This window comes from Arachnia propionica, from assembly GCF_003859805.1.
GTDB lineage: Bacteria > Actinomycetota > Actinomycetes > Propionibacteriales > Propionibacteriaceae > Arachnia > Arachnia propionica_C.
The window spans coordinates 1-22,806 of sequence record NZ_RQZG01000007.1; the positions used below are offsets into that span (position 1 = coordinate 1).

The window sequence follows — 22,806 nt, forward strand, 5'->3', positions numbered from 1 at the left end:
AGCACCATCTACCGCCGCCCATACACGACATTCGAAACCACGATCAAAGCCGTACTCGGGATAATTTTTGGCATCCTCTGAATAACCCTCCCCGGTTTCAGCGCCGTCTTCCCCACCGCTGGTCGAGCCGGGTCCGGAGCCTGCGGAGGTCCCGTGTCGAGACCTCCGTGGAGTGGCCACTCAACTCGAGTTCCTGCACCGTGTGGCCAGAGGTCTCGACACGGACGGCGCGCTGGTGCGCGCGGTCCGGCTCGACCAGCGGAGAAGAAGGCCGTGAATAACACCTTCATCTTCTTTTCTCACCGGCTGAACCGGATCCAGCAACGCAGCCGTGAAGAGGACCATCGTGCCGAGACCTGGCGACGGTTCGCAGGGACTCTTACGGACGTCTCGACCACCGGGAAAAGGGCGATGAATGCCATCCTCACACGGTGGTCTCAAGAAAACCTCCTCTTTGTGCAGCCTCGACAAGAGGCCGCACGACTGAATCACCAAACTCGTCTCGCGCCTCCTGTACCAGCTGCTGCACACGCCGACGCAACATCAACCCGGGGGCACTCGTGTTCTGAATGCGTTCCGTGAAGAACGCGACGAGCTCATGGCCATGTTCGGCGAAGGCTCTTTCCGGCAGCTCCCACTGAGGTGGCCACTTGCCGAATCCGATACCGCTCCCGTTGAAAAGGGACGCTGCAGTCGGGACGAACTCGCCCACCAGAGGAACCACGTCTGCCCAGACCGCAAGCTCCCCGGCGGATGCGATCCGCGGCACCCCGTCGAGACGGCGCTCCAGATGGTCCTTGAGCCATCGGCGCCACACCTCGGCCCCGTTGACATCGTCCTCGTTGAGGAGTCGCACAACCGCTGCAGCAAATCCCTCGGCATGGGAGCCTTGGGCTGCGATGACTGTCTGATCGAGCAGACGCTTCCGGTCAGCCTCCGTGATGCCCGCGTAGGACACCACGGAGGCTACGAGCCCCAGGAACCAATGCTGCAGGGATTGGTCCGGAAATTCGTCGAGCCGGTCGAGTTCGGCGACTATGCTGTCAAACAGGCCTGCGGAGAGAAGCCGGTCGTTGCACCGGGGATGGTGCAGGAACGGGTACCAGGCGAAGGCGTGCCGCAGCGGGTCGTTGAAGAGCGGCAACACGTGCTTCACGGTGAAGTCGGCATCCGCGCCGAAATAGAAGAACAGATCCCCGGCAATCCCGGGTTGAGTGGCATCCAGTGCGTCCTCGTTGCCGTTCAGCAACGCGATGAGCGCCTCTGACTCCTCGTCGCTGAGTCCGTTCCAATCCTCACGTGAGTGCCGCCATCGACGATCCACCTCACTGCCCCAGTACTGGGCAAGGAACCCCGGCCATGAGTTGAGGTAGAGCGGTGTGGAGGAAAGGGGTGGCAAGTCTTCTTGACGGGTGAACCCTGGGCCCTGTTCGCGCCAGAGTGATCGCGCGAGCTCACGCATTGGTACCAGCACCGGCGACTCATCCGCGTTGATCTGCTGTCGAATCTGTTCAAGCAGGAAATCCCCGATGACGTAAGCCGAATCCTTGTCCACAACCAATGTGGAGACACGCTGGACCGCATCAGCTCCCGAGTCTCCCAGCCTCCCCTTGCCCCAGCCTCGGGTGATTGCGCGCCACAAGTCGATCTGCTTCTCGTTGAGATCGTCGCGCCCGTCAACCCTGTCCCAGAGCTTCACACCAAGATCTGGGTGTTGCTCGACGGCCTGCCGAACAAGCTCGAGCGCATCTCGCCAGCCGGGCTGCTCAAAGCCCAGATCAGAATAGTCGCGGGACAGCAGATCATCGAGTGCAGAACTCGCGCTCTGGGCAAGCATCTGGACGAAGTCCTCAACCTCCATGGGGAGCTTCACCCCACCGGATCCGCTTGTGACCCACATGTCAAGGTCAGGGTGCTCTCGCACTCCGAAATCGGGGTTCTCCGCTTGGATCGCATCGAACACAGTCTGCGCCTCCGCCCAGTCAGGGTCGGCCTGTGTCAGCCATGCCAGCAGGTTGTACCTCGCGTACGCAGAATCGCGGTCGAGTGTCCCTTCGAGATAGTGGGGCCCGTCGGCGACGGCGTCCAACACCCGTTGTCTGAGCGGCGGCGTCGCGCCACCGACCGCAGCGGCGAGCACCTGATAGGTCTCATGTTTCCAGTCATGTGCGTAGAGACCCGTACGCTCGAGGAGCCACAGGAGCTTGTCATCCGCGCTCCGTCCCGGATCGTTGGCCACCAGGTGGAGGGCCAGCCGTCGCATGAGCGCCCGCCCAGCGGTCCACCATCGATCGGGCAGGTTCGGCCAGTCAGGCAGCGCCTTGACCCCGTAGTCGCGGAGGCCGTCGATGACCGCATCAAGTGACTCCCGCCGCCGTTCGTCCTGAGCGTGAGGCTCGATCGCGGATCGGTGCCGAGAAAGAGGGTCCCATCCTCGCTCGCCGTGGTAAGCCTCGAGCAGGTCGTACGCCGCCGCGATGGCTTCCTCCAGGACGCCACCAAGGGGGCGGTCCGCAGGAGCAGATGTCTCAACAACGGACTGGATGTGCTGAGTCAATATGTCTGCATGCGAGTTCCACACGACCTCCGCATCGGGATGGTCCGTGCCCTCTGTGGGCTCATCGACGAACAGGCGTCTCTTCAGCTTGAGGAACGGTCGAAGCGTGACGCGCAGCGCGGCCATACTGTACGACGTCTGTTCCGGCAGCAGGCGCATTCTGGGCGGAGCCGATTGTCCGTGTATCGAGGTGGTGAGGAGTGTTGTCCAGCGTTCTCCAGCAGCCGCGTCCTGTCGGCTGAGTTGACTCGCGCCCCAACTCGCGTTCCAGTAGAGCGAAGTCGCCATCCCCTGCCCGAGACGTTGCAGGGTCTGGAGTGCTGCGCCGTTCAGCGTTGGCGACTCAATGAACGTCTTGGCGAACCACTCCCCCAGGACCTCCGTGGGCTCCAGCACGTCCTTCTGCGAGAACAGTGACCGGAACTCGGGGAGTTCCTCCAGCCAGGTCAACCACCTGAGTTTGTCCTCGTCGGGCAACGACTCCACCGCTCGGGCGAAATCGCTCACCCCTTCGACCGTCCGGAGACGGTCAAGAAGGTAGTCGTGGTCTGGAAGCGGCATCACGGTGCCGCCGCCAGTGATCTCCTGCACCCGCGACTGCTGGTCGGTCTGGCCCATCTTGGCTCGGTCCGCCCATGCCGTCAGCGCCGCCACGAGCGCTTCATGATCGCCCTCAACCACTGGGTATGCGATCGGCTGGATCCCCAGGTATCCCCACTTCTCGTGTTTCGGGTCATCTGTGAAGGCGAACCGCTGGAAGGTCTTCTCCTTGCCCCTGGAGGGCAGTCCAAGCGCAAGGTATCGCATGATCACGTCATCGTGGCTGTAGCCGACGAACACCACGGTGAACCGGTCGAACATGGGCAGGAGGAAACGTGTCGCCCAGGCATCGGTGATGTATGCATGGCCGAAGTCACGATCGGTGAGGATCAGCTCCTCCTTCGGCCGAAGTACTGAGCCGTGCAGGTGCACAAGCCCGGCGAAGTCATGGCCGAGGGGCAACGCTGGGGCATACCACGTGTCCGGTACCGCGATCGCTCCGCTCGCTGCAGCAGAAGCGAGGTGGTTGTCGTAATTGGTCGTCACCACACGGAACGCTCCTCCGATGCCCGCCAGTTCAACCACCACGCTGTGCAGCGGATTGAACCTCGACTTCGGATCAGAAATCAGCCTGAGTGTGTGTTGATGGGCGTCGAACCCCTGAGGAAGCGACTCCAGCTGCCCGATGAAGAAGTCCAATCCGCCACCCGGCGAGAACTCGTGCGACGCCAGTTCCGCCAGCTGCCTGGCGAGGCCGTCAAAGAGAGGAAGATTCGATGGTTCCCCCACCGAGGCCCCTGCGCCGACGAAGAACACCAGCTCACCCCGCTCGTGGGCGTCGAGGATTTCGTCAGGCAACTCGACATCACCGGTGATCCACATCAGGCCGCCGCCTCCCCGTAACCGTTCGGTGCGTTCACCGAACCACTTCCCAGATGGAGCCGCACGCACTCAAGCGACAGTCTTGACAGGGACAGAACGCGTCTGCAGATGATCTGCTCCGAAGCCATCTCGTCTCCCTTGAGCTCTTCTCGCAGAAGATGCTGCGGCTCACCGGTCATGGGCTGCTGAGAGCGCAGGACTGGTGACGGCCTGCGCTGATCTGGTGGAGCTAAGGGGATTCGAACCCCTGACCTTCTCATTGCGAACGAGACGCGCTACCAACTGCGCCATAGCCCCGAGTACCGGATGATGCTAGCACCGTCCGGGCGGCGAGTGCCAACTGACCGTTCGCGACCACCCGGACACCGTGGTCGCGGAACGACGGAAAAGCGACAGTTCCCGACCACCGGCCGTCACTGCCCGGCTGCCTTCCTGAACGAGACGACCCGGCCCTCACCTTGCGACGTCCCGGCCTGGTCAGCGACGAGGGCGTCCGGGTTCTCCGCCGTCGGCACCACCTGGTCGCCGACCACCGGCGCCGACAGATCGATGGTGCGGACCGTGCGCGGCACCAGCGGCTTCGACACGTAGGTGGGGGCCACCACCGGGACCGGCTCCCACAGCCCCCCGGTCTCCTCGGGGGCGCTGAGATCGATCGACATCTCCGTCGACGGCTCCGCCTCGTCCAGCTTCAACACCGTCGTGGCCTCGGCCTCGTCGAAACCGTCCTTCAGCTTCGCAGCCCGGGCATCGAAGCGACGGTACATCATCGCCACCCCGACGCGCGCCAGGATCATGAACGTCACCAGCCCCGACGCAGGGATCACCGGCACCCACCACGGCACCACGGAGAACAGGGACAACCCGAGCCCCAGCAGCGTCGCAACGACCAGGCTCGTCATCACCCGACGCCGACGCCGCGCAGCCGAGATCGCCAGCAGCCTGAGCTCCTTCATCTCGGCCCGACGCGTCAACGGCGTCGACACCTCGGTGTCGACCTCCCTCGCGTAGTCCACAACGTCACGCCTGAGGATCCGCATGGTGTCCGAGAACCGCTCCGACGGGTCCGAGTCGAGGACGTCGTCGTCATCGCGATGGTTCACGAGCCACGGCAGGCCCAGACCCAACGTGGCCAGAACCATGACCGTGATGACAATCCCCGCAAGCACAGGTCAACGGTAGACAAGATCCGGTGATTCCTCACCCAGACGCGCCGCGACCCTGTGATCTGTTCAGTTTCCTCTCAGAATTCACCCATCACCCAGCACTGGACGACCTCCCCCGGCCTGACCACCTCGGTGCGCTCATCCAGCAGGATCAAGGCATTGCTGCGGTTCAGCTCCGCCATCGCGAACGGATCGGCCACCCGCGCGACGGAACGCACCCGGCCGTCATCGATCAGCTCACCCCGCAGCAGGTGCAGCTGCCCCTTCACCGAACGCAGCATGCCCTTCGCGATCGCGCGGACCGTGCGACGGTGCACATCGGCCCCCATGAGACGACGCAGCAGCGGCACCACGAACACCTGGAACGACACGTACGCCGAGACCGGGTTGCCGGGCAGCATCACCATCGGCACCCGCTCCTCACCGATCAACCCGCAGGTCTGCGTCCGCCCCGGGGACATCGCCACCTCGACGGCATCCACCAGCCCCAGCTCGGACATCGCGGCAGCGACCGCCTCGTAGTCCTCCCGGCTGCCACCGGTGGTGGAGATCACCAGGTCAGCCCGGATCAGCTGGTCCGTGATCGCCTGCTTCAGCTCCTGGGTGTCATTGCCGTGCACCGCGACGCGGAACACCGTCGCCCCGACGGCCTTCGCGGCGGCCGCGATGAGATAGGAGTTGGCGTCCGTGGACTCCCCGTGCCCCAGCTCCGCGCCCGGCTCCACCAGCTCGGCCCCGGAGGCGACGATCACCACGCGGGGCTTCGGCCGCACCAGCACCCGATCGATACCGGCCGCGGCCAGCATCCCGATGTTGCGTTCGTTGAGGGTGTCTCCCTTCGACAGCAGCCGTTCCCCGATGGCCAGGTGCTCCCCCGCGGCTCGCAGGTACTCGCCCTCGGCGACCGCCTGGACCACCTCGATGCGATCCGCCTTCTCCTCGACGAACTCCTCCGGCAGCACCGCCGTGGCCCCTCGCGGCACCGCCTCTCCGACGCCGACCCGGACCGCCTGCCCGGTGCCGAGATGTTCGACGTCCTTGGCCAGCACCAGCGACTCGACGGGTTTGCCGTCCTCGTCCTGCAGGTCGGAGACCCTGACCGCGAATCCCACCACCCGGCTCGTGGAGTTGGCGGGCACGTTGATCAGTGAGTTGATGTCCTCACACACCACCTGGTCGAACGCGTCGATCACCGCCATCCCGAAGGGTTTCAGCGGGTGCACCAGGTTCAACAGGTAGTCCACATGGTCAGCCACGCGACGCAGACCGTTGAGATCGGCCCGGGGAGCCGGAGGCAGGATCGGCTTGGTCTCCTCGTCGACCTCGGGTTCGGCCTTCTTCTTGCGTCCAAACAGCGCCATGTTCCCTACCATAGGCCAATGAACTCTCCGGCCGACAAGGGCGCGCTGCGACGGGCCAAGGATGCCGCCCGCCACCAGCTGCCCCCGCACGAGCACCGTCGCCGCGACGCCGCCCGCACCGACATCGTGCTGGACCACCTGCCCCGCCCCGGGGTGGTCGCGCTGTACGCCGCCCGCCCTGCCGAGCCCGGCACCGGTCCCCTCGTCACCGCCATGGAGCAGCTGGGATGGCGGGTGCTGCTGCCGAAGCTCGGCCGCAGCCCGGACTGGGCCTGGGCCACCCGGCCGCTGCGCCTCGGCTGGGCGGGCATCCCCGAACCCACCGGCCCCGCCCTCGGGGCCGACGCCCTGGCCCTGGCCGACCTGCTGATCCTGCCGGCGCTGGCCGTCGCCCCTGGTGGCGCGCGGCTCGGCACCGGCGGTGGCTGGTACGACCGGGCCCTGCCCCACGCCCGCCCCGGTGTGCCGCGCTGGGTGCTGGTCAACGACGACGAGGTGCTCGCCCGGCTGCCCACCGAACCCCACGACCTCCCGGTCGACGTCGCCGTCACGGAGACCGGATTCACGCAACTCGCCCATCGCGACGTATCCTGATCGACGTTTGTCCGCCCACCGGGAGAGTCCATGCCCACCTATCAGTACCGCTGCACGGCCTGCGGCGACGAGCTCGAGGTCGTCCAGAAGTTCACCGACGCCGCGCTCACCACCTGCCCCACCTGTCAGGGTGCGCTGCGCAAGGTCTACAACGCCGTCGGCGTGGTGTTCAAGGGCTCCGGGTTCTACGCCACCGATTCCCGTAGGTCGAAGGGCTCCACCGCGTCCTCGGAGTCGAAACCCGCCGAGAAGAAGCCTGCCGCGAAGACCGAGGCCAAGCCAGCCGCGTCCGCCAGCTGATCCTCACGGGGGTACGAGAACCTGCCCAGATTTCTGTGGAAAAGCGTTCCTGCGCCCGTTTCGTGCCCATAACGGGAGCATGGACACATTTCTCCAACGCGCGAAGCGCTTCGTCTCCTGGCACCGTCGGGTCATCGCCGCACTCCTGGTGGGGCTGGCAGCCGCTGCCGTCTTCACGCAGTTGCACCCCGACAGCGTGGACCTGACCGATGTCGCGGTGCTCGCGACCTCCCGCGAACAGGGCGACCGGCTCACCGCGACGGACGTCCACGTCATCAGGGTGCCCCGTCACGCCCTACCCGAGGAGTACCTCGACACGCCGGAGGAGGCCATCGGCAGGACCACCAGTGTCGGCCTTTCACCCGGCACCATCCTCCAGAGCGGCCTGCTCTCCTCCACCCCGACGGTGGCGGAAGGACGATCCCTGACCCCCGTGCAGTTGTCGGATCCCTCGCTGGCCGAGATCCTCTCGCCCGGGATGTCCGTCACCCTGGTGCTGACCGAGACCGGGGAGATCGTCGCCTCACACGCCCGGATCACTGCACTTTCGAGCCAGGACGAGGGGGGCTCCTTCCAGCTCGGGTCACCCCATCGACCACTGCTCCTGCTCGACGTCGCCGCCGATTCCGCCCCTGTCGTCTCCGCCCTCGGGCAGACCGGTCAGCTGTCGGTGATCATTGAAACCTGAACGGATCCGGGGACTGGCACAACGGGTGCCGGACGCGTAGAGTCTCGGGCAGACCCCGCCACGGGGTTTCCGACCCGGAGACTGAATCCGCAGTACCGGGAAGCTCCGGCCCCGGCCGGCCCACCTCAAAGGATTTTAATGAAGGGCTTCAAGGAATTCCTGATGCGCGGCAACCTGGTTGAGCTTGCCGTTGCCGTCATCATCGGCTCCGTCTTCGCGAAGGTCGTCGAGACCTTCACCAAGATCCTCACCGACTTCATCGGTTTCTTCGGCGGTGCGCCTGACTTCTCCTCGGTCAACATCGGAGGCGTGAACATCGGCAACTTCATCAATGCCGTCATCACCTTCGTGATCACCGCCGCCGTGGTGTACTTCTTCGTCGTCAAGCCGTACAACGCCATGCGCGCGCGCTTCAAGAAGGCCGAGGAGGAGGCTCCCGCCGAGCCCACCTCGGAGGAGCTGCTCACCGAGATCCGCGACCTGCTCAGAGCCCGCAACATCTGAGCCACACACCATCAGGATCGGCCGTCCCGCAGCACGCGGGGCGGCCGATCTCTCATCCCCAGTGCGGGGGGCGCTCAGCGACGAGCCGACGTTCATCGGCGTTCAACGGTCGGTCACTGACATGCGTGAGCCGCACCTCGGCATCGACGCCGAGCCTCTGCCTGAGCTCGGCCAGCCGGGCATCGAAGCGCGCGAAACCGACCTCACGCACCTCGTGGTGATCGACGGGGAACGGCCAGGGAAGACGCTCCCGGCGCCGGGCGGCACGCACCTCACCGATCCGGGCCGGATCCCAGCCGAGGGCCACCAGCTCCGCGACGAGCCCCGTCGGCTCCGTGCTCGTCACCGGCAGTTCCTCCCCGGTCAGGGCTCGGGCGAGCAGGACGGCCTCAACCACCGATCGTCGCCCCGTCGGGAACCGTTGCTGGCCCCCCCTGGTCCGTCAGGACCGCCTCGCCGACCACACGGACCCCACGCCCGAAGGTCCAGTCACCCTCGACCCGCAGCGCCGTCGCGTCCTTCAGCGACGGGGCTTGGGGAATGCGCTCCTCGAACTTCTGGATGGTCTTGTAGTGAGCCCCGTCCAGGCTCACCTCCGGGGTGGCCGCCTGGGCGACGAGATGTCCGTCGTCATCCAGCCGGTAGACGTCGGAGCGCAGCAACAGCAGTTCGTTGGTGGTCTTGACCGGCTGGAACCGGTCCCGGCCCACGCAGATCGCCGTCGCCCCGGGGAACACCTCGATGGCGGCCCCCATCGCGGATTCCACCTGGATCACCGGGGTGGAGGTGCTGTCGGCGGGGTCCACCGTCTTCTCGTTGCGGATCATCGGCAACCCCAGCACCGCGTTGCGCTCCTCCAGGACCTCCATGAGCCGCCGCAGGTCGAACCACAGGTTGTTGGTGTGGAAGAACGGGTGGCGGTGCTCATCGGTGAAGAAGTCCATCTCCTCCGGTGCCGTCTGGGCGGTGTCCCTGAGGATGAGCTGCCCGTCACTGCGACGGATCGCCAGGTGCCCCCCCTTGCGGTCATTGACGGTGCGACGGCACAGCTCAGCCGCGTAGGGCGCACCCGAGGCGGCGAACCACCCGGCCAGCCGTGCATCCGGAGCAGCGCCGAGGTTGTCACCGTTCGAGATGCAGGCGTACCGGAACCCGGCATCCAGCAGTTGCTGCAGCACCCCGGACCCGTAGAGGGCGGTGTAGAGGTCCCCGTGCCCGGGTGGGCACCACTCCAGGCCTGGATCATCCGGCCACTCGACGGGAGTGAGGTCATCGGCCCTGAGTTTCGGCTCCTGGTTCTGCATGAACGACAGCGGCAGCCCGTCGACGACGAGGTCGTCGTGGCGTGCCAGGTGGGCCAGGGTGTCCGCCTCGGTGCGGAACGAGTTCATGAACAGCAGTGGCAGCCGCGCCCCGTACCTGCGACGGGCGGCCCGGACCTGGGCGACGATGAGGTCCAGGAAGTTCAGGCCGTCACGCACCTCCAGCAGGTTCTTGGCCTTGTCCAACCCCATCGAGGTGCCCAGACCACCGTTCAGTTTGATGATGACCGTGGCACCGATGGCCTCCCGGGCCTGCGCCTCGCTGACCTCGACGGCATCCAGCATGGGCGGGTCCAGCAGTGGGGTGATGGTCTCCTCGCGGATCAGGCCCGTCTCACCGGACTCCAGGAGCCTGTAGTAGTGCGAGAACACCTCGATGGCGGGGGTGGGGACCCCGGCGGCGCTCATCTTCTGTCGGGCGGCCTCAAGACCTTGCTGGGACATCGATTTCTTCCTCCGTTGGTTCGAGGCACAGTCTATCTTCCGTGTCCCCGCCCTGAGGTAGGCTCATCCAAGGCCCCTCGGAAGGACAGTCATGAGAGTTCTCGGACGTCACCTGGTGTTGCCCACCGTGCTCCTCACCCTGGCCGCGGGGTGCACCCCTGCCGGGCTGTCCACGTCGAACGACGACACCGCCACCCCGGCCCCCGGGAGCAGTCGTCCCGGCGAACCCCAGCCCATCGAGGTGGTCGAGATCACACCACGACCCACTGCGACCTCCCCGTCCGCCTCATCCAGTCCCTCGACGTCGGAGAGCCCGCATCCGGCAGCGGGTGGGCCGGCCCCACCGGAGGCCATCGCCGCCACCGTCCTCGACGGTGACGTGGCACTGATCGTCACCCCGTCGGGGAACATCACCTGCGCCCTGTCCGCCCACACCGCCGGCTGCACGATCACCTCCTACGCCGAGGACATGCCCTACGGGGCCGACACGTTCGGCCCACGGTGGTGGGTGGCGCTCGACGAGCACCCCGTCGCCGTGGTCTCCACTCCTGAGGCCCCGTTCACCGAGATCACCGAGGTGGTCCCCCAGGAGATCACCTACGGCCAGGTGGTCCAGTACGGGGATCACGTGTGTGCGTCCGAGTCCAACGGGCTGACCTGTTGGAACACCAGCACCGGCCACGGTGCCTTCATGAACCGCCGGGCCACGCAGGTCTTCTGAGGGGACAAGAGCGGGCGGTCGGGTCCATCCTGCAGCCCCCCCGCAGGATGTCAGGACCCGACCGCCCGGCCATGTGTCAGCTCGCCGTCGTTCAGTTCGATCCCGGGGAGCCAATCCGACGCCCGACGCGAGATGAACCGTGTGACTTCTGCCGTTGGTCTCCGCTCCGGCAGGGCCAGGAACATCGACCATCTAGATGTTTACATTTTCAACGGCCTCGACACAAGGTCGAGCGACCCCTGAATGCATCCCAGCCCCAAGATTTGGCCATTGGTCATCCATCTGGATGACAAGGAGCTGACGTTCGGTCAGGTCTTTCGTGCACGTCGGACCACGTGGCGACACCGGGACGATGATGGTGCCATCGCACCGTGAGGGGCCCGGGCGTCACCCGATGTGGAAGTAGCGCTCCACCATCTCCTGGACGTCCGCGTCCCCCGCGGCCAGCCGGTCCCGCAGATCCGCATCGCCGTGGGACTCCAGCATCGTGGCCCACGCGTCGATCAGCCCGACCGGGAACACCCCGTGGGCCTCGTAGTCGGCGCGCTGGTCCCGCAGCCGAGCCGCCGCCTCGGCGCAGGATGCGGGCAGCTGGTCCAGGCCCTCGACCTTGGAGGCGTCCCCCACCACGTAGCGGCGCTCCGCGTACTCCAGCATCGACTGCTCGGTCAGCCCCAGCCGGGCCGCAACGGTGATGCCCGCCAGCAACAGGTGCACACTGGCCGAGCCGTCAGGAGACCTGAGCTCGACGGTCTGGGCGTCGTTGGGCAGGTCACCCACCGGCTCGTCGTGCGGGTTGGCGTCGCGGTACATCCGGTCGTCGAGGTTCTGCCACCCCAAGGGCACCCGCACCAGCACGGAGCGGTTGCGATCCCCCCAGCAGATGGAGGTGGGGGCCTCCTGGTGGGGCACGAGCCGCAGGAACGAGGTGGGGACGGTGTTGCCGAAGGCGGTGAGCGAGGCCGCGTGGGAGAGGTACCCCCCGATGACCCGCTTCGCGGTCTCCGTGAGCCCCTTCCCCTCGGAGAACTGGTTGACCCCGTCCTTCATCAACCGGGTGTGGAAGTGCATCCCGGAACCGGCCTGCCCCTCCTCGATCTTCGGGGAGAACGAGACCTCGACCCCGTGCCGGTGCGCCACCTCACGCAGCACCCACTTGGCCAGCACCATCTGGTCCGCGGCCCGGCAGACATCGGTGGGGCTGAACTCGATCTCCTGCTGCACCATCTGCCTGCCACCGGCGATGAAGTTGCCCACCTCAGCGTGCGCGTACTTCACCGAGCACCCCATCCGGACCAGGTGGGCGAGGGTCTCGGTGCGGATCTGCGACCACTTCGAGAACGGCCCGGCCTCGTGGTAGCCGCGCTGCGGCTCGACGGGGAAGAGCTCCGCCACGTCGGAGAACAGGTAGTACTCCAGCTCCCCCAGCGCCTCCAACCGACATCCGGTCTCGGCCTCGAGTGCCTCCTGGGCCTTGCGCAGCACCTGCTGCGGTGCGCTGGCCAACGGATGCCCCTCCACGTCGTAGAACCCGCACAGGAACTCCAGCGTCGGCTCCTCGGTGAACGGGTTGAGGAAGGCCGTGCGCAGCTGCGGGATCACGTAGAGGTCGGAGCTCGCGGCATCCACGAAGTCGAACAACGACGACCCGTCCACCCGCTCCCCCATCGTCAGGACCCGCTCCAGGTGCTTGCGTGACTGGATGGCGAAGTTGAGGGTCTTCAGCCGACCGTCACCTCCGATGTAGCGGAGGTTGAGCATGAGGATGTCGTGGTCGGCGACGTAGGCGATGATGTCGGCCCGGGTGAACTCCTCAGCAGGCTTGCCGATGGCACGGACCAGGGGATTGGGGTTGAGATCGAACGACACTGAATCACTCCTCGTCGAGTTCGGTTTGCCTGCCATCCTAGAGGATCGCCCCGGCTCAGCCGGTCAACCACGGCTCCCCGTCAGGGTGAGCTGGTCCAGGTCCTCCAGCGTCACCACGTCCGGGTGGATGGCACCGGCCTCGGCCAGGTGCTGACCGGTGTCGGTGTAGCGGGTGGAGAAGTGGGTCAGGGCCAGCCTCCTCGCCCCGGCGGCGACGGCGACCTCAGCGGCCTGCGCCGCCGTCGAGTGACCGTGCTCGACGGCGAGGTGGGCGCAGTCGTCGGCATAGGTGGCCTCCATCACCATCAGGTCGACGCCCTTCGCCAGCAGTTCCGCACCCCGACAGGGTCGGGTGTCCATGATGAAGGCCAGCGAGGCGCGCTCACGCGGCCGCGAGACCTCCTCCAGGGTGGTGACCCGCCCGTCGACCTCGATCCGCCCCTCGCGTCTGAGCTGCCCCACCCGTGGCCCCTGGATGCCCCGTTCGGCGAGGGCCACCTTGTCGAAGGCGATCCCGGGTGGCTCCTCCACCCGGTAACCGACGGTGGGGACCCGGTGGTCCAGCGACGCGGCGGACAGCACGAACCGCGGGGTGCTGAGGATCTCACGCGGCTCGTCGGCGGCCTCGACCGGCAGGAACACGATCTCGGCCTGGTCGTGGTAGATGCTGGCCCGGTGCAACCGCTCCACGTACTCCCGGCTCTCGGCGGGGAAGGTGACCACCACGGGATGGGATGGTCGCTCCAGGGAGATCCGCTGCAGCACCCCGGGCAGCCCCAGGCAGTGGTCGCCGTGGAGGTGGGTGAGGGCGATGACCTGCAGGGAGCGCACCCCGATCCCGGCATGGGTGAGCTGACGCTGGGTGCCCTCGCCGCAGTCGAACAGCAGCGACGTGCCCCGCCACGCGAGGTGGTAGCCGTTGTGGTTGCGGGTCCTGGTGGGGACGAGACTGGAGGTCCCGAGCGCGGTGAACCTCAGGTCGCTCATCGCATCCCCTCGGGGCGCTCGTCCTGCAGCTCGGCCAGGTCGATCCGGCGCATCCGCAGGATCGTGTCCCGGGTCACCTCATCGGCCATCAGCACGGCGATGTCGTGCGGCACCACCTGCCAGGAGACCCCCCACCGGTCGACGCACCACCCGCAGGCCTCCGCCTCGGGCACCGTCGAGAGCACCTCCCAGTAGCGGTCGATCTCCGCCTGGTCGCGGCAGAGCACCATCATCGAGACCCCGGGGGTGAAGGTGAAGTCGTGGAAGTCCCCGGCATCCATCGCCGCGAACCACTGGTCCTTCAACCGGAAATCGGTGAACATGACCGACCCCTCCGCCACGGGTGCCCCGGCCTCGTACCGCACGAGGTTGCCCCGTTCCGAACCGTCGAACAGCCGGAGCCACTCGTTCGTGGCGGGTTCGGCCCAGCCGTCGGCGATCCCGCCGAACATGAACGACGGCGTGAGGAAGGGCCGCGGATCGCCGTCGGGATCGGTCAGCATCAGCTGCCAGGTGAACCCGAGGTCGTCGCGCACCCAGGCGTAGCGCCTGCTGAACGGGTACTCCTGCAGCGGCATCAGCACCCCGCCGCCACTCAGCCTCTCGTACAGCTCGTCGAGGTACCTGACCGCCTCCTGCTCGCCCCCGAAGGCCGCCGGGTCGAAGTTCAGCAGACCACTGATCGACGGGTTCACGGAGTGCTCGTCACCCCCATCGATGAGCAGGATCCGATACCCGTGGATCTCCACGACCCCGGGCAGTTCCTCGACCACCGTCGCGTCCCGGAAGGCCTCCACGTAGTACCGGGCCACCTCGGCGGCGTTCCGGTCGCACCGGACGGCTGGCATGATCGACTGCGTCATGCCCACAGCCTAGAGCCTTGTCACACCGCACATGTCCCGGAGCCGTCCGTCTGCCGTTCGTGCCCGTGAGGGTCGGACGGGGACGGCGTCGAGGCGGTATCCGCGCCCCCTGCTCGCACCGTCTCGACCGCTGGGGCATGATGTGACAGTGACGAAGGTGACAGATCCAGCCCTGATCAGTTCCGCAGTGGCCACCGCCAGACGCTGGGCGGAGGAATCCCTGCAGCACCCGGAGCCGCGTGCCGCGAAACTGCTGGCCGGGGTGCTGGCCCACCCGGACGGCCTCAAGTTCACCCTGGAGTTCGTGGACGGGGTGCTGCGCCCGGAGGACCCGGCCGTCGCCGCCCAGAACCTCGCCCGGCTCTCCCGCCAGCCCGCCCCGTTCCTGCCCGCCCCGTTGCGCGCCGGACTCGGGATCGGGGTGAAGGCCGCCCCCCGCACCCTGCTGCCCGTGGTGCGCCGCACCTTCGCGCTGCTGCTGGGCGATCTCGTCATCGACATCGGCAAGGATCCCGGCCCGGCGCTGGCCCGGCTGCGCGCCAGCGGGGCCAGCCTGAACGTGAACCTGCTGGGTGAGGCAGTCCTCGGCGACGACCACGCGCGCGAGAGGCTGGACCGCACCATCGACCTGCTGGCCCGCGACGACGTGGACTACGTCTCCATCAAGGTCTCCTCCGTCACCGGCCCGCACTCCCCCTGGGCCCACGAGGCCACCGTCGAGGAGTCCATGACCCGGCTGCGACCCCTGATGACGCTGGCGGAACGCACCGGCAAGCTCGTCAACCTCGACATGGAGGAGTACCGCGATCTCCACCTCACCCTCGAGGTGTTCGAGCGGTTCGCCCTCGAACTGCCGAAACTGCGGCTGGGCCTGGCCGTGCAGGCCTACCTGCGCGAGGTCTCCCTGCTGCTCGACCGGGTCCAGGAGGTCGCCCGACGACGCGATGCCGACGGTGGGGCACCGTTGCGGGTCCGGCTGGTCAAGGGCGCGAACCTGGCGATGGAGCGCACCCAGAGCGAGATGCGGGGCTGGCCGAACCCCATCCACCCGACCAAGCGCCACAGCGACGCCAGCTACCTGGCCTGCCTGGACCGCCTGGTCCGACCCGAGTCACTGAGGTCCCTGGAACTCGGGGTGGCGAGCCACAACATCTACAGCCTCGCCACCGCCGTCGAACTGGCCAAGGCCCGCGGCGTGCAGGAGGGGGTGCAGATCGAGATGCTGGCCGGCATGGCCGTGCCGCTGCAGAAGGTGCTGCTGGCCGAGACGGGATCGCTGCGCCTCTACGTGCCGGTGGTGCCACGCACCGAGTTCGACGCCGCGATCTCGTACCTGGTGCGTCGCCTGGAGGAGAACGCCGCTCCGGAGAACTTCATGTCCGGGGCCATCGGCCTGGGACGCGACGCCGCCTTCCTCGACCGCGAGGAGCAGCGGTTCCGTGAGGCCGTGGAGCTGGTGGACGCCCCGGTACCGACGGCATGGCGGGTCCAGGAACGCACCGAGACCCCGTTCTTCCGCAACGCCGTCGACACCGACCCCGCGTTGCTGGCCAACCAGGAGTGGGCCGAGCAGATCCGGGCCTCGTTGCCCCGCCCGGACCTGGGGGCGGCGACGGTGGAGCAGGCCACCGTCACCACCGGTGAGGACCTCGACGACGTGCTGGAGCGTGCGACGAAGGCCGGGCGGTCGTGGGCGGCGACACCTGCCGCGGAACGTGCCGCTGCGCTCAGCCGCCTGGGCGAGGTGCTGGAGCAGATGCGCACCGACCTGGTCACCGTCGCGGCCGACGAGGTGGGCAAGCTGTTCGACCAGGCCGACGTCGAGGTCTCGGAGGCCTGCGACTTCGCCCACTACTACGCCGAATCCACGCTGGAGGTGGTCGCGGGCGCGACCCACGTCCCCCCGACGGTGACGCTGGTGACCCCACCGTGGAACTTCCCGTTGGCGATCCCGCTGGGGGGTGTGGCCGCCGCCCTGGCCGCCGGGTCCGCCGTGATCCTCAAACCCGCCTCCCCCGCCCGCCGTTGCTCGGCGCTGCTGGCCGAGGCGTGCTGGCAGGCCGGCCTGCCACGTGACCTGGTGCAGTTCGTCGTACCGGGCAACCGTGATCTCGGTCGGCAGCTGGTCAGCGACGAGCGGGTCGAGCTGGTGGTCCTCACCGGTTCCGCGGAGACCGCTCAGCTGTTCCGTTCCTGGCGTCCCGCCCTGCCGTTGCTGGCGGAGACCTCCGGCAAGAACGCGTTGGTGGTGACCCCCACCGCGGATCTCGACCTGGCCGCGGCCGATCTGGTGCAGTCCGCCTTCGGGCACGCCGGGCAGAAGTGTTCCGCCGCCTCTCTCGGCATCCTCGTCGGCTCCGTCGCCCGTTCGAAGCGGTTCCTGGACCAGGTGCTGGATGCGACGGCCTCGCTGGTGGTGGAGTGGCCGACCACTCCGCTGGCGCAGATGGGCCCGCTGACCGAGGCCCCGGGCGAGAAGCTGCTGCGTGGCCTGACCCGGCTCGGCCCCGGCGAGCGGTGGCTGCTGCAGCCGGAACGCATCGACGAGAGGCTGTGGCGCCCGGGCATCCGCATCGGGGTGCAGCCGGGCAGCGAGTTCCATCTCACCGAGTACTTCGGGCCGGTGCTCGGCCTCATGGCGGCCCGGGACCTGCCGGAGGCCATCGAGTGGCAGAACGGCACCGACTACGGTCTCACCGCCGGTCTGCACTCCCTGGACGCCGACGAGATCCAGCTCTGGCTGGACCATGTCGAGGCCGGGAACCTGTACGTCAACCGTGGCATCACGGGGGCCATCGTCCGCAGGCAGCCGTTCGGTGGCTGGAAACGTTCCGCTGTCGGCACCGGGAGCAAGGCAGGCGGCCCGAACTACGTGATCGGTTTCGGCCACTGGGAGCCCGGGACGCTCCCGACCCGGCATGTCACCGAACCGCGGCTGGCGCGTCTGATCTCCGGGGCGGCCCGCATCCTCGACGCGGCAACCCTGGAGCGGTTGCGCGCGGCCGTCGCCTCCGACCAGCAGGCCTGGCGTGAGGAGTACGGTGCCATCCACGACCCGTCGGCCCTCGATGCGGAGATCAACGCGTTCCGTTACCGTCCGGCGCGGGTGACGGTCCGGGTGGAGAGCGACGACGTGGCCGCTGTCCTCCGGGAGGCCTCGGCAGCCCTCGTGACGGGGTCGAGGACCGTGTTCTCGTTCCGCACCACACCGGACGAGTCCGTCGCCGCGCTGCTGGAGGACCTCGGTCTCACCGTCGAGGTGACCCCGGACGAGGCCTTCGACCAGGCGGTCCGTGGTCGGGTCCGGCACCTGGGGGAGCGCGACCTGTTGACCGCGGTGGAGGGCTCCATCGACGTCTCGGTGCACGCGGGTCCCAGCCTGCCGCCGGGTCGACTGGCCCAGCTGCCCTACGTCCGGGAGCAGGCCGTCTCCATCACCAACCACCGGTTCGGCCATCCCACCGCGCTGACCCGGGACCTCAGGCTGTGACCGGTGGTCGAGCAGGAGGACCTGGACCACGCACTGGTCGCCTTCTACTCGGGTGACGACGAGGACGACCGCATCCAGGGCAGTCACGCCAGTGGTGTCGTCGAGTTCATCCGGGTGCAGCGGCTGCTGCGTGCCCGGCTGCACCCTGCCTCGCGCATCCTGGACGTCGGGGGTGCGACGGGGGTGCACAGCCGGTGGCTGGCCGCCGACGGACACCACGTCACCCTGCTCGACCCGGTGCCGTCGCAGGTGGCGAGGGCCGCTGAGGTCGGCACCTTCGAGGCGCTGGTGGGTGATGCGCGTCGGCTGCCCCTCGGCCCTGCCAGTGTCGATGCCGTGCTGCTGTTCGGCCCGCTCTACCACCTGATCCGTCGTGAGGATCGGGTGCAGGCCCTGGCCGAGGCGGCCCGGGTGCTGCGTCCGGGTGGGCTGCTGTTCGCCCAGGGGATCACGCGGTTGGCGGCCATTGCGACGGATGCCGCCGCCGTCGGGTACGACCAGCTGTCCGATCCGGTGTGGGACCTGGCCCGCACCGGGGAGTGGGCGAGCACCGACGGTGGTTTCCCGGGCGGTCACTTCCACACCGTCGCCGAGCTGCGCGACGAGGTGGCGCAGGCCGGGTGCGTGGTGGAGAGCGTGCACGGCCTGGAGGGACCGCAGGCCGGGGCGCTGGAGCTCCTCGACGCGGACGACGAGCTGGTCGGCACCGCCGTGGCACTGGCGGAACGGGTGGAGGAGCTGCTCGAGGGCTCCCCGCGAGCCGACACGGTGGCCGAGTACAGCCCGCACGTCATGGCCGTGGCGCGTCGTGTGCTTGACTGAGGCATGGAGACCTTCGAGGCGACGACGACGCTGCCCCACCCGGCCCGGGAGGTGTTCGACTGGCATGCCCGGCCCGGTGCCCTGACCCGGGTCAGCCCACCGTGGGCGATGCGGGTGCTCGCTGAGGCCACCCCGCCGTTGGCCGCCGGGGCGCTCGTGCGGCTGCGCACCGCACTTCCCTGGACCGGTGGCATGGGGTGGGTGCGCGTCGACACCCGGCTCGGGACCGGACCCGAACCGTCGTCCTTCGTCGACCGCATGGTGCGCGGGCCCTTCCGCTCCTGGGAGCACACCCACCTGTTTCGTGGGGCCGCTGACTGCCGGGTCGTCGACCATGTCAGGTGGGAGGCCCCCCTCGGGGTGCCACCCCGCCTGGTCGCCTGTCGGTTGCCTGCCATCTTCGAGGCCCGGGCCCGGCGGTTGCGTCGTGAGCTGGACCATGCCGCTGACCTCACCCGTCGGTTCCCGCGACGGCTCCGCGTGCTGCTCGCCAGTGCATCAGGGCTGGTCGGGACGCAGGTCGTCGCGCTGTTCGGCACCCTCGGGCACGAGGTCCGTCGCCTGGTGCGTCGCGACCCCGCTCACGGTGAGGTGCGCTGGGACCCGGACCGGGGCGAGCTGTCCCCCACCGAGGTGGCCTGGGCGGATGTCGTGGTGCACCTGGGTGGGGCCACCATCGGGCGACGCCATGACGAGAGGGGCAGGCAGCTGATCCGGCGGTCGCGGGTGGAGTCGACGCGTCTGCTGGCCGATGTCATCCGTGCGCTGCCGGAGCAGGACCGGCCCCACGCATTCGTGTGTGCCTCGGCGATGGGGATCTACGGGGCGCAACGCCCGGGCGAGGAACTGACCGAGGACTCCCCCACCGGAACCGGTTTCCTCGCGGAGGTGTGCCGGGCCTGGGAGCGGGAGGCGGCACGCGTCGAGGAGGCCGGGGTGCGACGGGTCTGTGTGCGTTCCGGTGTGGTGCTGACCACCCTGGGCGGCACCCTGCCGTTGCAGCTGCCGCTGTTCCTGGCAGGGATGGGGGGTGTGTTGGGTGACCCCCGGGCGCACCTGCCGTGGATCTCACTCGACGACGTGGCCCGTGTTTACGTGCGTGCAGCCCTGGACCCGGCCCTCAGTGGTCCCGTCAACGCAGCCGCCCCGGAGCCCGTCACGCAGTGGGAGTACGCCGCGACGCTGGCCCGGCTGTGCCGACGCCCCGCCTGGCTGCCGGTGCCCCGGTTCGGCCCGCGGATGCTGCTGGGACGTTCAGGGGCCGAGGAGCTGGCCTTCGCGGATCAGCAGGTGGTGCCGGCCCGCCTGGCAGGGATCGGTTTCGACTTCGACCAGCCGAGCCTGGCGCAGGCCCTCGCCGAGACCACCGGGTTCACTCAGCGGGCCTGATCCCACCGGAACCACCGGGTACCGATCGCGCCGAACAGCGCGGTGCACCCGAGCAGGACCCCGACGGAGACCCACGGCCAGGCCACGCCCTGCCAACTGGCCGCCACCAGCTGGGCGATGTGGTGGACCGGGGAGAACCGCATCACGGCCTGCACGCCGTCGGGCATCACGGCGGTGGGGATGAACGCCCCGGAGGTCATCATGAGCAGGATCATCACTCCGTTGCCGATCCCGGTGGCCGCCGCGACCGACGGGTAGAGCGCGGCCAGGGTGTACCCGATGGCCAGCATCGCGACGGCACCCAGCACCAGGGCCGCGATGACGAGGAGAGGGTTGGTCGGCCACGGGACCCGGAAGACGAGGATGCCGGTCAGCAGGGTGAGCAGGGCCCCGATCAGACCGAGGCAGAACTGGACGGTGAGGTCCGCGGCCACGTAGGTGCGGGACCTGAGCGGGGTGATCCGGAACCGGTTGAGCGCTCCGCTGGTGCGCAGGATCAGTTGATTCGTCGGGACCAGCATGATGCCGACCACGACGACGCCGATGACGGTCAGCCCGGGCAGCATCTGGTCCACGAAGCCACTCATCCCGAACTGGGGCTGCGGGTCGTTGCCGAAGATCGCGCCCAGCCCCAGCAGCAGCATGGGTGAGAGGACGAGGGTGAAGAACAGTGCGACGGGTTCGCGCAGCTGCGACTTCGCCAGTGCGCCAACCAGCACCCGATAGGTCCGCATGTCATTCTCCTTCCCGCATGGCGCGGCCGGTGAGTGTCAGGAACACATCCTCCAGGGTTGGCTCCGTGAGGCCCATGGCGGTCACCTCGATGCCTGCTGCGGCGAGTCGCGCCATCACCACGGGGGTGAACTGGCCACTCCCCGTGACGACGAGCACCCCACCGTCGAGGGTGACGGAGGTCACCTGGTCGATGTCCTGGAGCAGCTCGGGGGTGGGCGGGGTCTCGGTCTCCAGCCGCAGCACCGTGCCGTTCGTGTGACGCCCGATGAGTTCGGCCAGGGTGCCCTCAGCGATGATGCGCCCGGCGTCGATGATGGCGATGCGGTCGCACAGGGCGGCCGCCTCGGCCATCGAGTGGGTGGTGATGACGATGGTGCGGCCCTGGTCGCGCAGGCCCCGCAGCACGTCCCAGATGGCGAGCCGGGCCTGCGGGTCGACGGCGGAGGTGAGCTCGTCGAGGAACAGCAGCTCGGGGTCGTGCAGCAGGGCGAGTGCGATGAAGACCCGCTGCCGCTGCCCACCGGAGAGCCTCTCGATGCGGGAGCCCGCCTTCGAGGTGAGCCCCAGTTCGGCCAGGAGGTCGTCGATGTCCCGGGTGTGGTCGTAGAAGGAGGCGAAGGTGGTCAGGACCTCGGCGACGGTGAGCCGCGGAATGGTCGTCGATTCCTGGAGCTGGCTTCCCATCCGGGTGGCGAGCTGGTCACGCTGCCGGACGGGATCGAGGCCGAGCACCTCCACGGTTCCTGAGGTCGGGTGGTCGAGGCCCTGCAGCTGGTTGAGCAGTGTGGTCTTGCCCGAGCCGTTGGGGCCGAGCAGGCCGAAGATCTGGCGGGGTTCGATCTCCAGGCTCACGCCGTCGAGGGCGGTGACGTCCTTGAAACGACGGTGGACGTCGCGGCAGGTGACGGCACTCATGGCTGCACCTGCGGTGGTTGCTCGACGGCCGCCATCATGTCGGCCAGGGCTGCGGCCGGGAGGATCGCGATGCCACGGGTGCGGTCGGCCAGCAGCAGCACCTGGTCGCCGGGCGCGAAACCGAGGAGGTCGCGGGCTCCTTTCGGGATGACGATCTGCCCCTTGGGGCCGATGGTGAGTGTTGCGGCGAAGCGTCCCTCGACGGGTGGCAGGCCGGCGTGGTCCTCCATGACAACTCCTACTCGTTGCGCTTTGTAAGTAGAGTAATACTTTTCCTACCTCTTTGCAACAGGATCCACCTCCTCCGATCGGAGTTGGTCGATGGCGACCCGGTACGTGTTGCAGCGATTGCATCTGATGCAGTTGTCCCAGATGACGAGGAGCGGCTCCATGACGACGGTCATGCACGCTGCGACGGTGACCCGTGAGCCTGTCAAGGCGGCGATACCCGTGATGACGGAGTTGACGATGCCTCGGCGTGACGGTCCGGGCTCCGATCAGGGAGGAAGGACCGCGCATCCTCCAGAAGGGGTGGTCGAGGTCGTACAGCCGGACGTGACCGCCACGCCCCCGTCCCGTTGTCCGCGGATTCCCGGACCCATGCGCGACGGCTTCGGCAGGGCGGCACAAACGCAGCGGGCCGAGGCGGACCTCGAC

18 protein-coding genes, 1 tRNA gene and 1 pseudogene are annotated in these 22,806 nt (G+C 68.1%); 8 read left to right on the forward strand and 12 right to left on the reverse strand.

All coding sequences use genetic code 11. The features are described from left to right. Positions 1 to 424: 424 nt before the first annotated feature. The 4 genes from EII34_RS07205 to EII34_RS07220 form a co-directional block, all read right to left on the reverse strand. The gene (locus EII34_RS07205; RefSeq protein WP_124844406.1) at positions 425 to 3,979 is read right to left on the reverse strand and encodes an SIR2 family protein; all 3,555 of its coding nucleotides are present in this window, start codon (positions 3,977 to 3,979) and stop codon (positions 425 to 427) included. 221 nt (positions 3,980 to 4,200) lie between these two features. Beyond that, a tRNA-Ala gene (locus EII34_RS07210) sits at positions 4,201 to 4,276 on the reverse strand. A 116-nt stretch (positions 4,277 to 4,392) separates the two neighbouring features. Next, positions 4,393 to 5,148 (reverse strand): hypothetical protein, encoded by a 756-nt coding sequence (locus tag EII34_RS07215; protein WP_124844408.1) that lies wholly within the window; start codon positions 5,146 to 5,148, stop codon positions 4,393 to 4,395. 74 nt (positions 5,149 to 5,222) lie between these two features. Then, complete coding sequence (locus EII34_RS07220) at positions 5,223 to 6,506, reverse strand: molybdopterin molybdotransferase MoeA (RefSeq protein ID WP_185711218.1); 1,284 nt, start codon at positions 6,504 to 6,506, stop codon at positions 5,223 to 5,225. 18 nt (positions 6,507 to 6,524) lie between these two features. Here EII34_RS07220 and EII34_RS07225 point away from each other — a divergent pair, with 18 nt between their 5' ends. From EII34_RS07225 to mscL, 4 genes are all read left to right on the forward strand, one after another. Beyond that, on the forward strand, positions 6,525 to 7,100 hold the full coding sequence (locus EII34_RS07225) for a 5-formyltetrahydrofolate cyclo-ligase (RefSeq protein ID WP_124844412.1): 576 nt from the start codon (positions 6,525 to 6,527) through the stop codon (positions 7,098 to 7,100). Positions 7,101 to 7,130: 30 nt separating this feature from the next. After that, positions 7,131 to 7,400 (forward strand): FmdB family zinc ribbon protein, encoded by a 270-nt coding sequence (locus tag EII34_RS07230; RefSeq protein ID WP_124844414.1) that lies wholly within the window; start codon positions 7,131 to 7,133, stop codon positions 7,398 to 7,400. A 79-nt stretch (positions 7,401 to 7,479) separates the two neighbouring features. Further along, positions 7,480 to 8,088 carry an SAF domain-containing protein gene (locus tag EII34_RS07235; protein ID WP_124844416.1) on the forward strand — a complete coding sequence of 203 codons (609 nt, stop codon included), beginning with the start codon at positions 7,480 to 7,482 and terminating at the stop codon, positions 8,086 to 8,088. 138 nt (positions 8,089 to 8,226) lie between these two features. Next, on the forward strand, positions 8,227 to 8,592 hold the full coding sequence (mscL, locus tag EII34_RS07240; protein ID WP_124844418.1) for a large conductance mechanosensitive channel protein MscL: 366 nt from the start codon (positions 8,227 to 8,229) through the stop codon (positions 8,590 to 8,592). 52 nt (positions 8,593 to 8,644) lie between these two features. Here mscL and EII34_RS07245 read toward each other — a convergent pair whose 3' ends face one another. Continuing rightward, entirely contained in the window at positions 8,645 to 8,989 is a 345-nt protein-coding gene (locus EII34_RS07245) for a hypothetical protein (RefSeq protein WP_124844420.1), read from the reverse strand. After that, on the reverse strand, positions 8,982 to 10,358 hold the full coding sequence (locus EII34_RS07250; RefSeq protein WP_124844422.1) for a UTP--glucose-1-phosphate uridylyltransferase: 1,377 nt from the start codon (positions 10,356 to 10,358) through the stop codon (positions 8,982 to 8,984). The genes EII34_RS07245 and EII34_RS07250 overlap by 8 nt, the downstream gene beginning before the upstream one ends. Before the next feature lie 91 nt (positions 10,359 to 10,449). Here EII34_RS07250 and EII34_RS07255 point away from each other — a divergent pair, with 91 nt between their 5' ends. Further along, the gene (locus EII34_RS07255; RefSeq protein WP_124844424.1) at positions 10,450 to 11,079 is read left to right on the forward strand and encodes a hypothetical protein; all 630 of its coding nucleotides are present in this window, start codon (positions 10,450 to 10,452) and stop codon (positions 11,077 to 11,079) included. A gap of 387 nt (positions 11,080 to 11,466) precedes the next feature. On the opposite strand, the gene EII34_RS07260 is transcribed toward EII34_RS07255, so the two are convergent. From EII34_RS07260 to EII34_RS07270, 3 genes are all read right to left on the reverse strand, one after another. Then, positions 11,467 to 12,948: a glutamine synthetase family protein gene (locus EII34_RS07260; RefSeq protein ID WP_260425076.1), complete on the reverse strand. Its 1,482-nt coding sequence runs from the start codon at positions 12,946 to 12,948 to the stop codon at positions 11,467 to 11,469. Positions 12,949 to 13,011: 63 nt separating this feature from the next. Next, a complete protein-coding gene (locus tag EII34_RS07265) occupies positions 13,012 to 13,935 on the reverse strand; it encodes a ribonuclease Z (protein WP_124844428.1) in 924 nt (307 codons plus the stop codon). Beyond that, positions 13,932 to 14,798, reverse strand: a complete 867-nt coding sequence (locus EII34_RS07270; protein WP_124844430.1) for a VOC family protein — start codon at positions 14,796 to 14,798, stop codon at positions 13,932 to 13,934. The genes EII34_RS07265 and EII34_RS07270 overlap by 4 nt, the downstream gene beginning before the upstream one ends. A 535-nt stretch (positions 14,799 to 15,333) precedes the next feature. Here EII34_RS07270 and EII34_RS07275 point away from each other — a divergent pair. The 3 genes and pseudogenes from EII34_RS07275 to EII34_RS07285 form a co-directional block, all read left to right on the forward strand. Continuing rightward, positions 15,334 to 18,288, forward strand: a pseudogene (locus tag EII34_RS07275) (bifunctional proline dehydrogenase/L-glutamate gamma-semialdehyde dehydrogenase); the annotation flags it as partial. Positions 18,289 to 18,291: 3 nt separating this feature from the next. After that, positions 18,292 to 19,110, forward strand: coding sequence for a class I SAM-dependent methyltransferase (locus EII34_RS07280; protein ID WP_221620227.1), 819 nt, complete (start codon positions 18,292 to 18,294; stop codon positions 19,108 to 19,110). A 3-nt stretch (positions 19,111 to 19,113) separates the two neighbouring features. Then, a complete protein-coding gene (locus EII34_RS07285; protein WP_124844434.1) occupies positions 19,114 to 20,499 on the forward strand; it encodes a TIGR01777 family oxidoreductase in 1,386 nt (461 codons plus the stop codon). Here EII34_RS07285 and EII34_RS07290 read toward each other — a convergent pair. From EII34_RS07290 to EII34_RS07300, 3 genes are read right to left on the reverse strand one after another with little or no spacing between them, the layout of a single operon-like run. After that, positions 20,487 to 21,233, reverse strand: coding sequence for an ABC transporter permease (locus EII34_RS07290; protein WP_124844436.1), 747 nt, complete (start codon positions 21,231 to 21,233; stop codon positions 20,487 to 20,489). The genes EII34_RS07285 and EII34_RS07290 overlap by 13 nt on opposite strands. A 1-nt stretch (position 21,234) precedes the next feature. Then, positions 21,235 to 22,149 carry an ABC transporter ATP-binding protein gene (locus tag EII34_RS07295; protein ID WP_124844438.1) on the reverse strand — a complete coding sequence of 305 codons (915 nt, stop codon included), beginning with the start codon at positions 22,147 to 22,149 and terminating at the stop codon, positions 21,235 to 21,237. Beyond that, complete coding sequence (locus EII34_RS07300) at positions 22,146 to 22,379, reverse strand: AbrB/MazE/SpoVT family DNA-binding domain-containing protein (protein ID WP_124844440.1); 234 nt, start codon at positions 22,377 to 22,379, stop codon at positions 22,146 to 22,148. Before EII34_RS07300 ends, EII34_RS07295 begins: the two co-directional genes overlap by 4 nt. Positions 22,380 to 22,806: the final 427 nt, after the last annotated feature.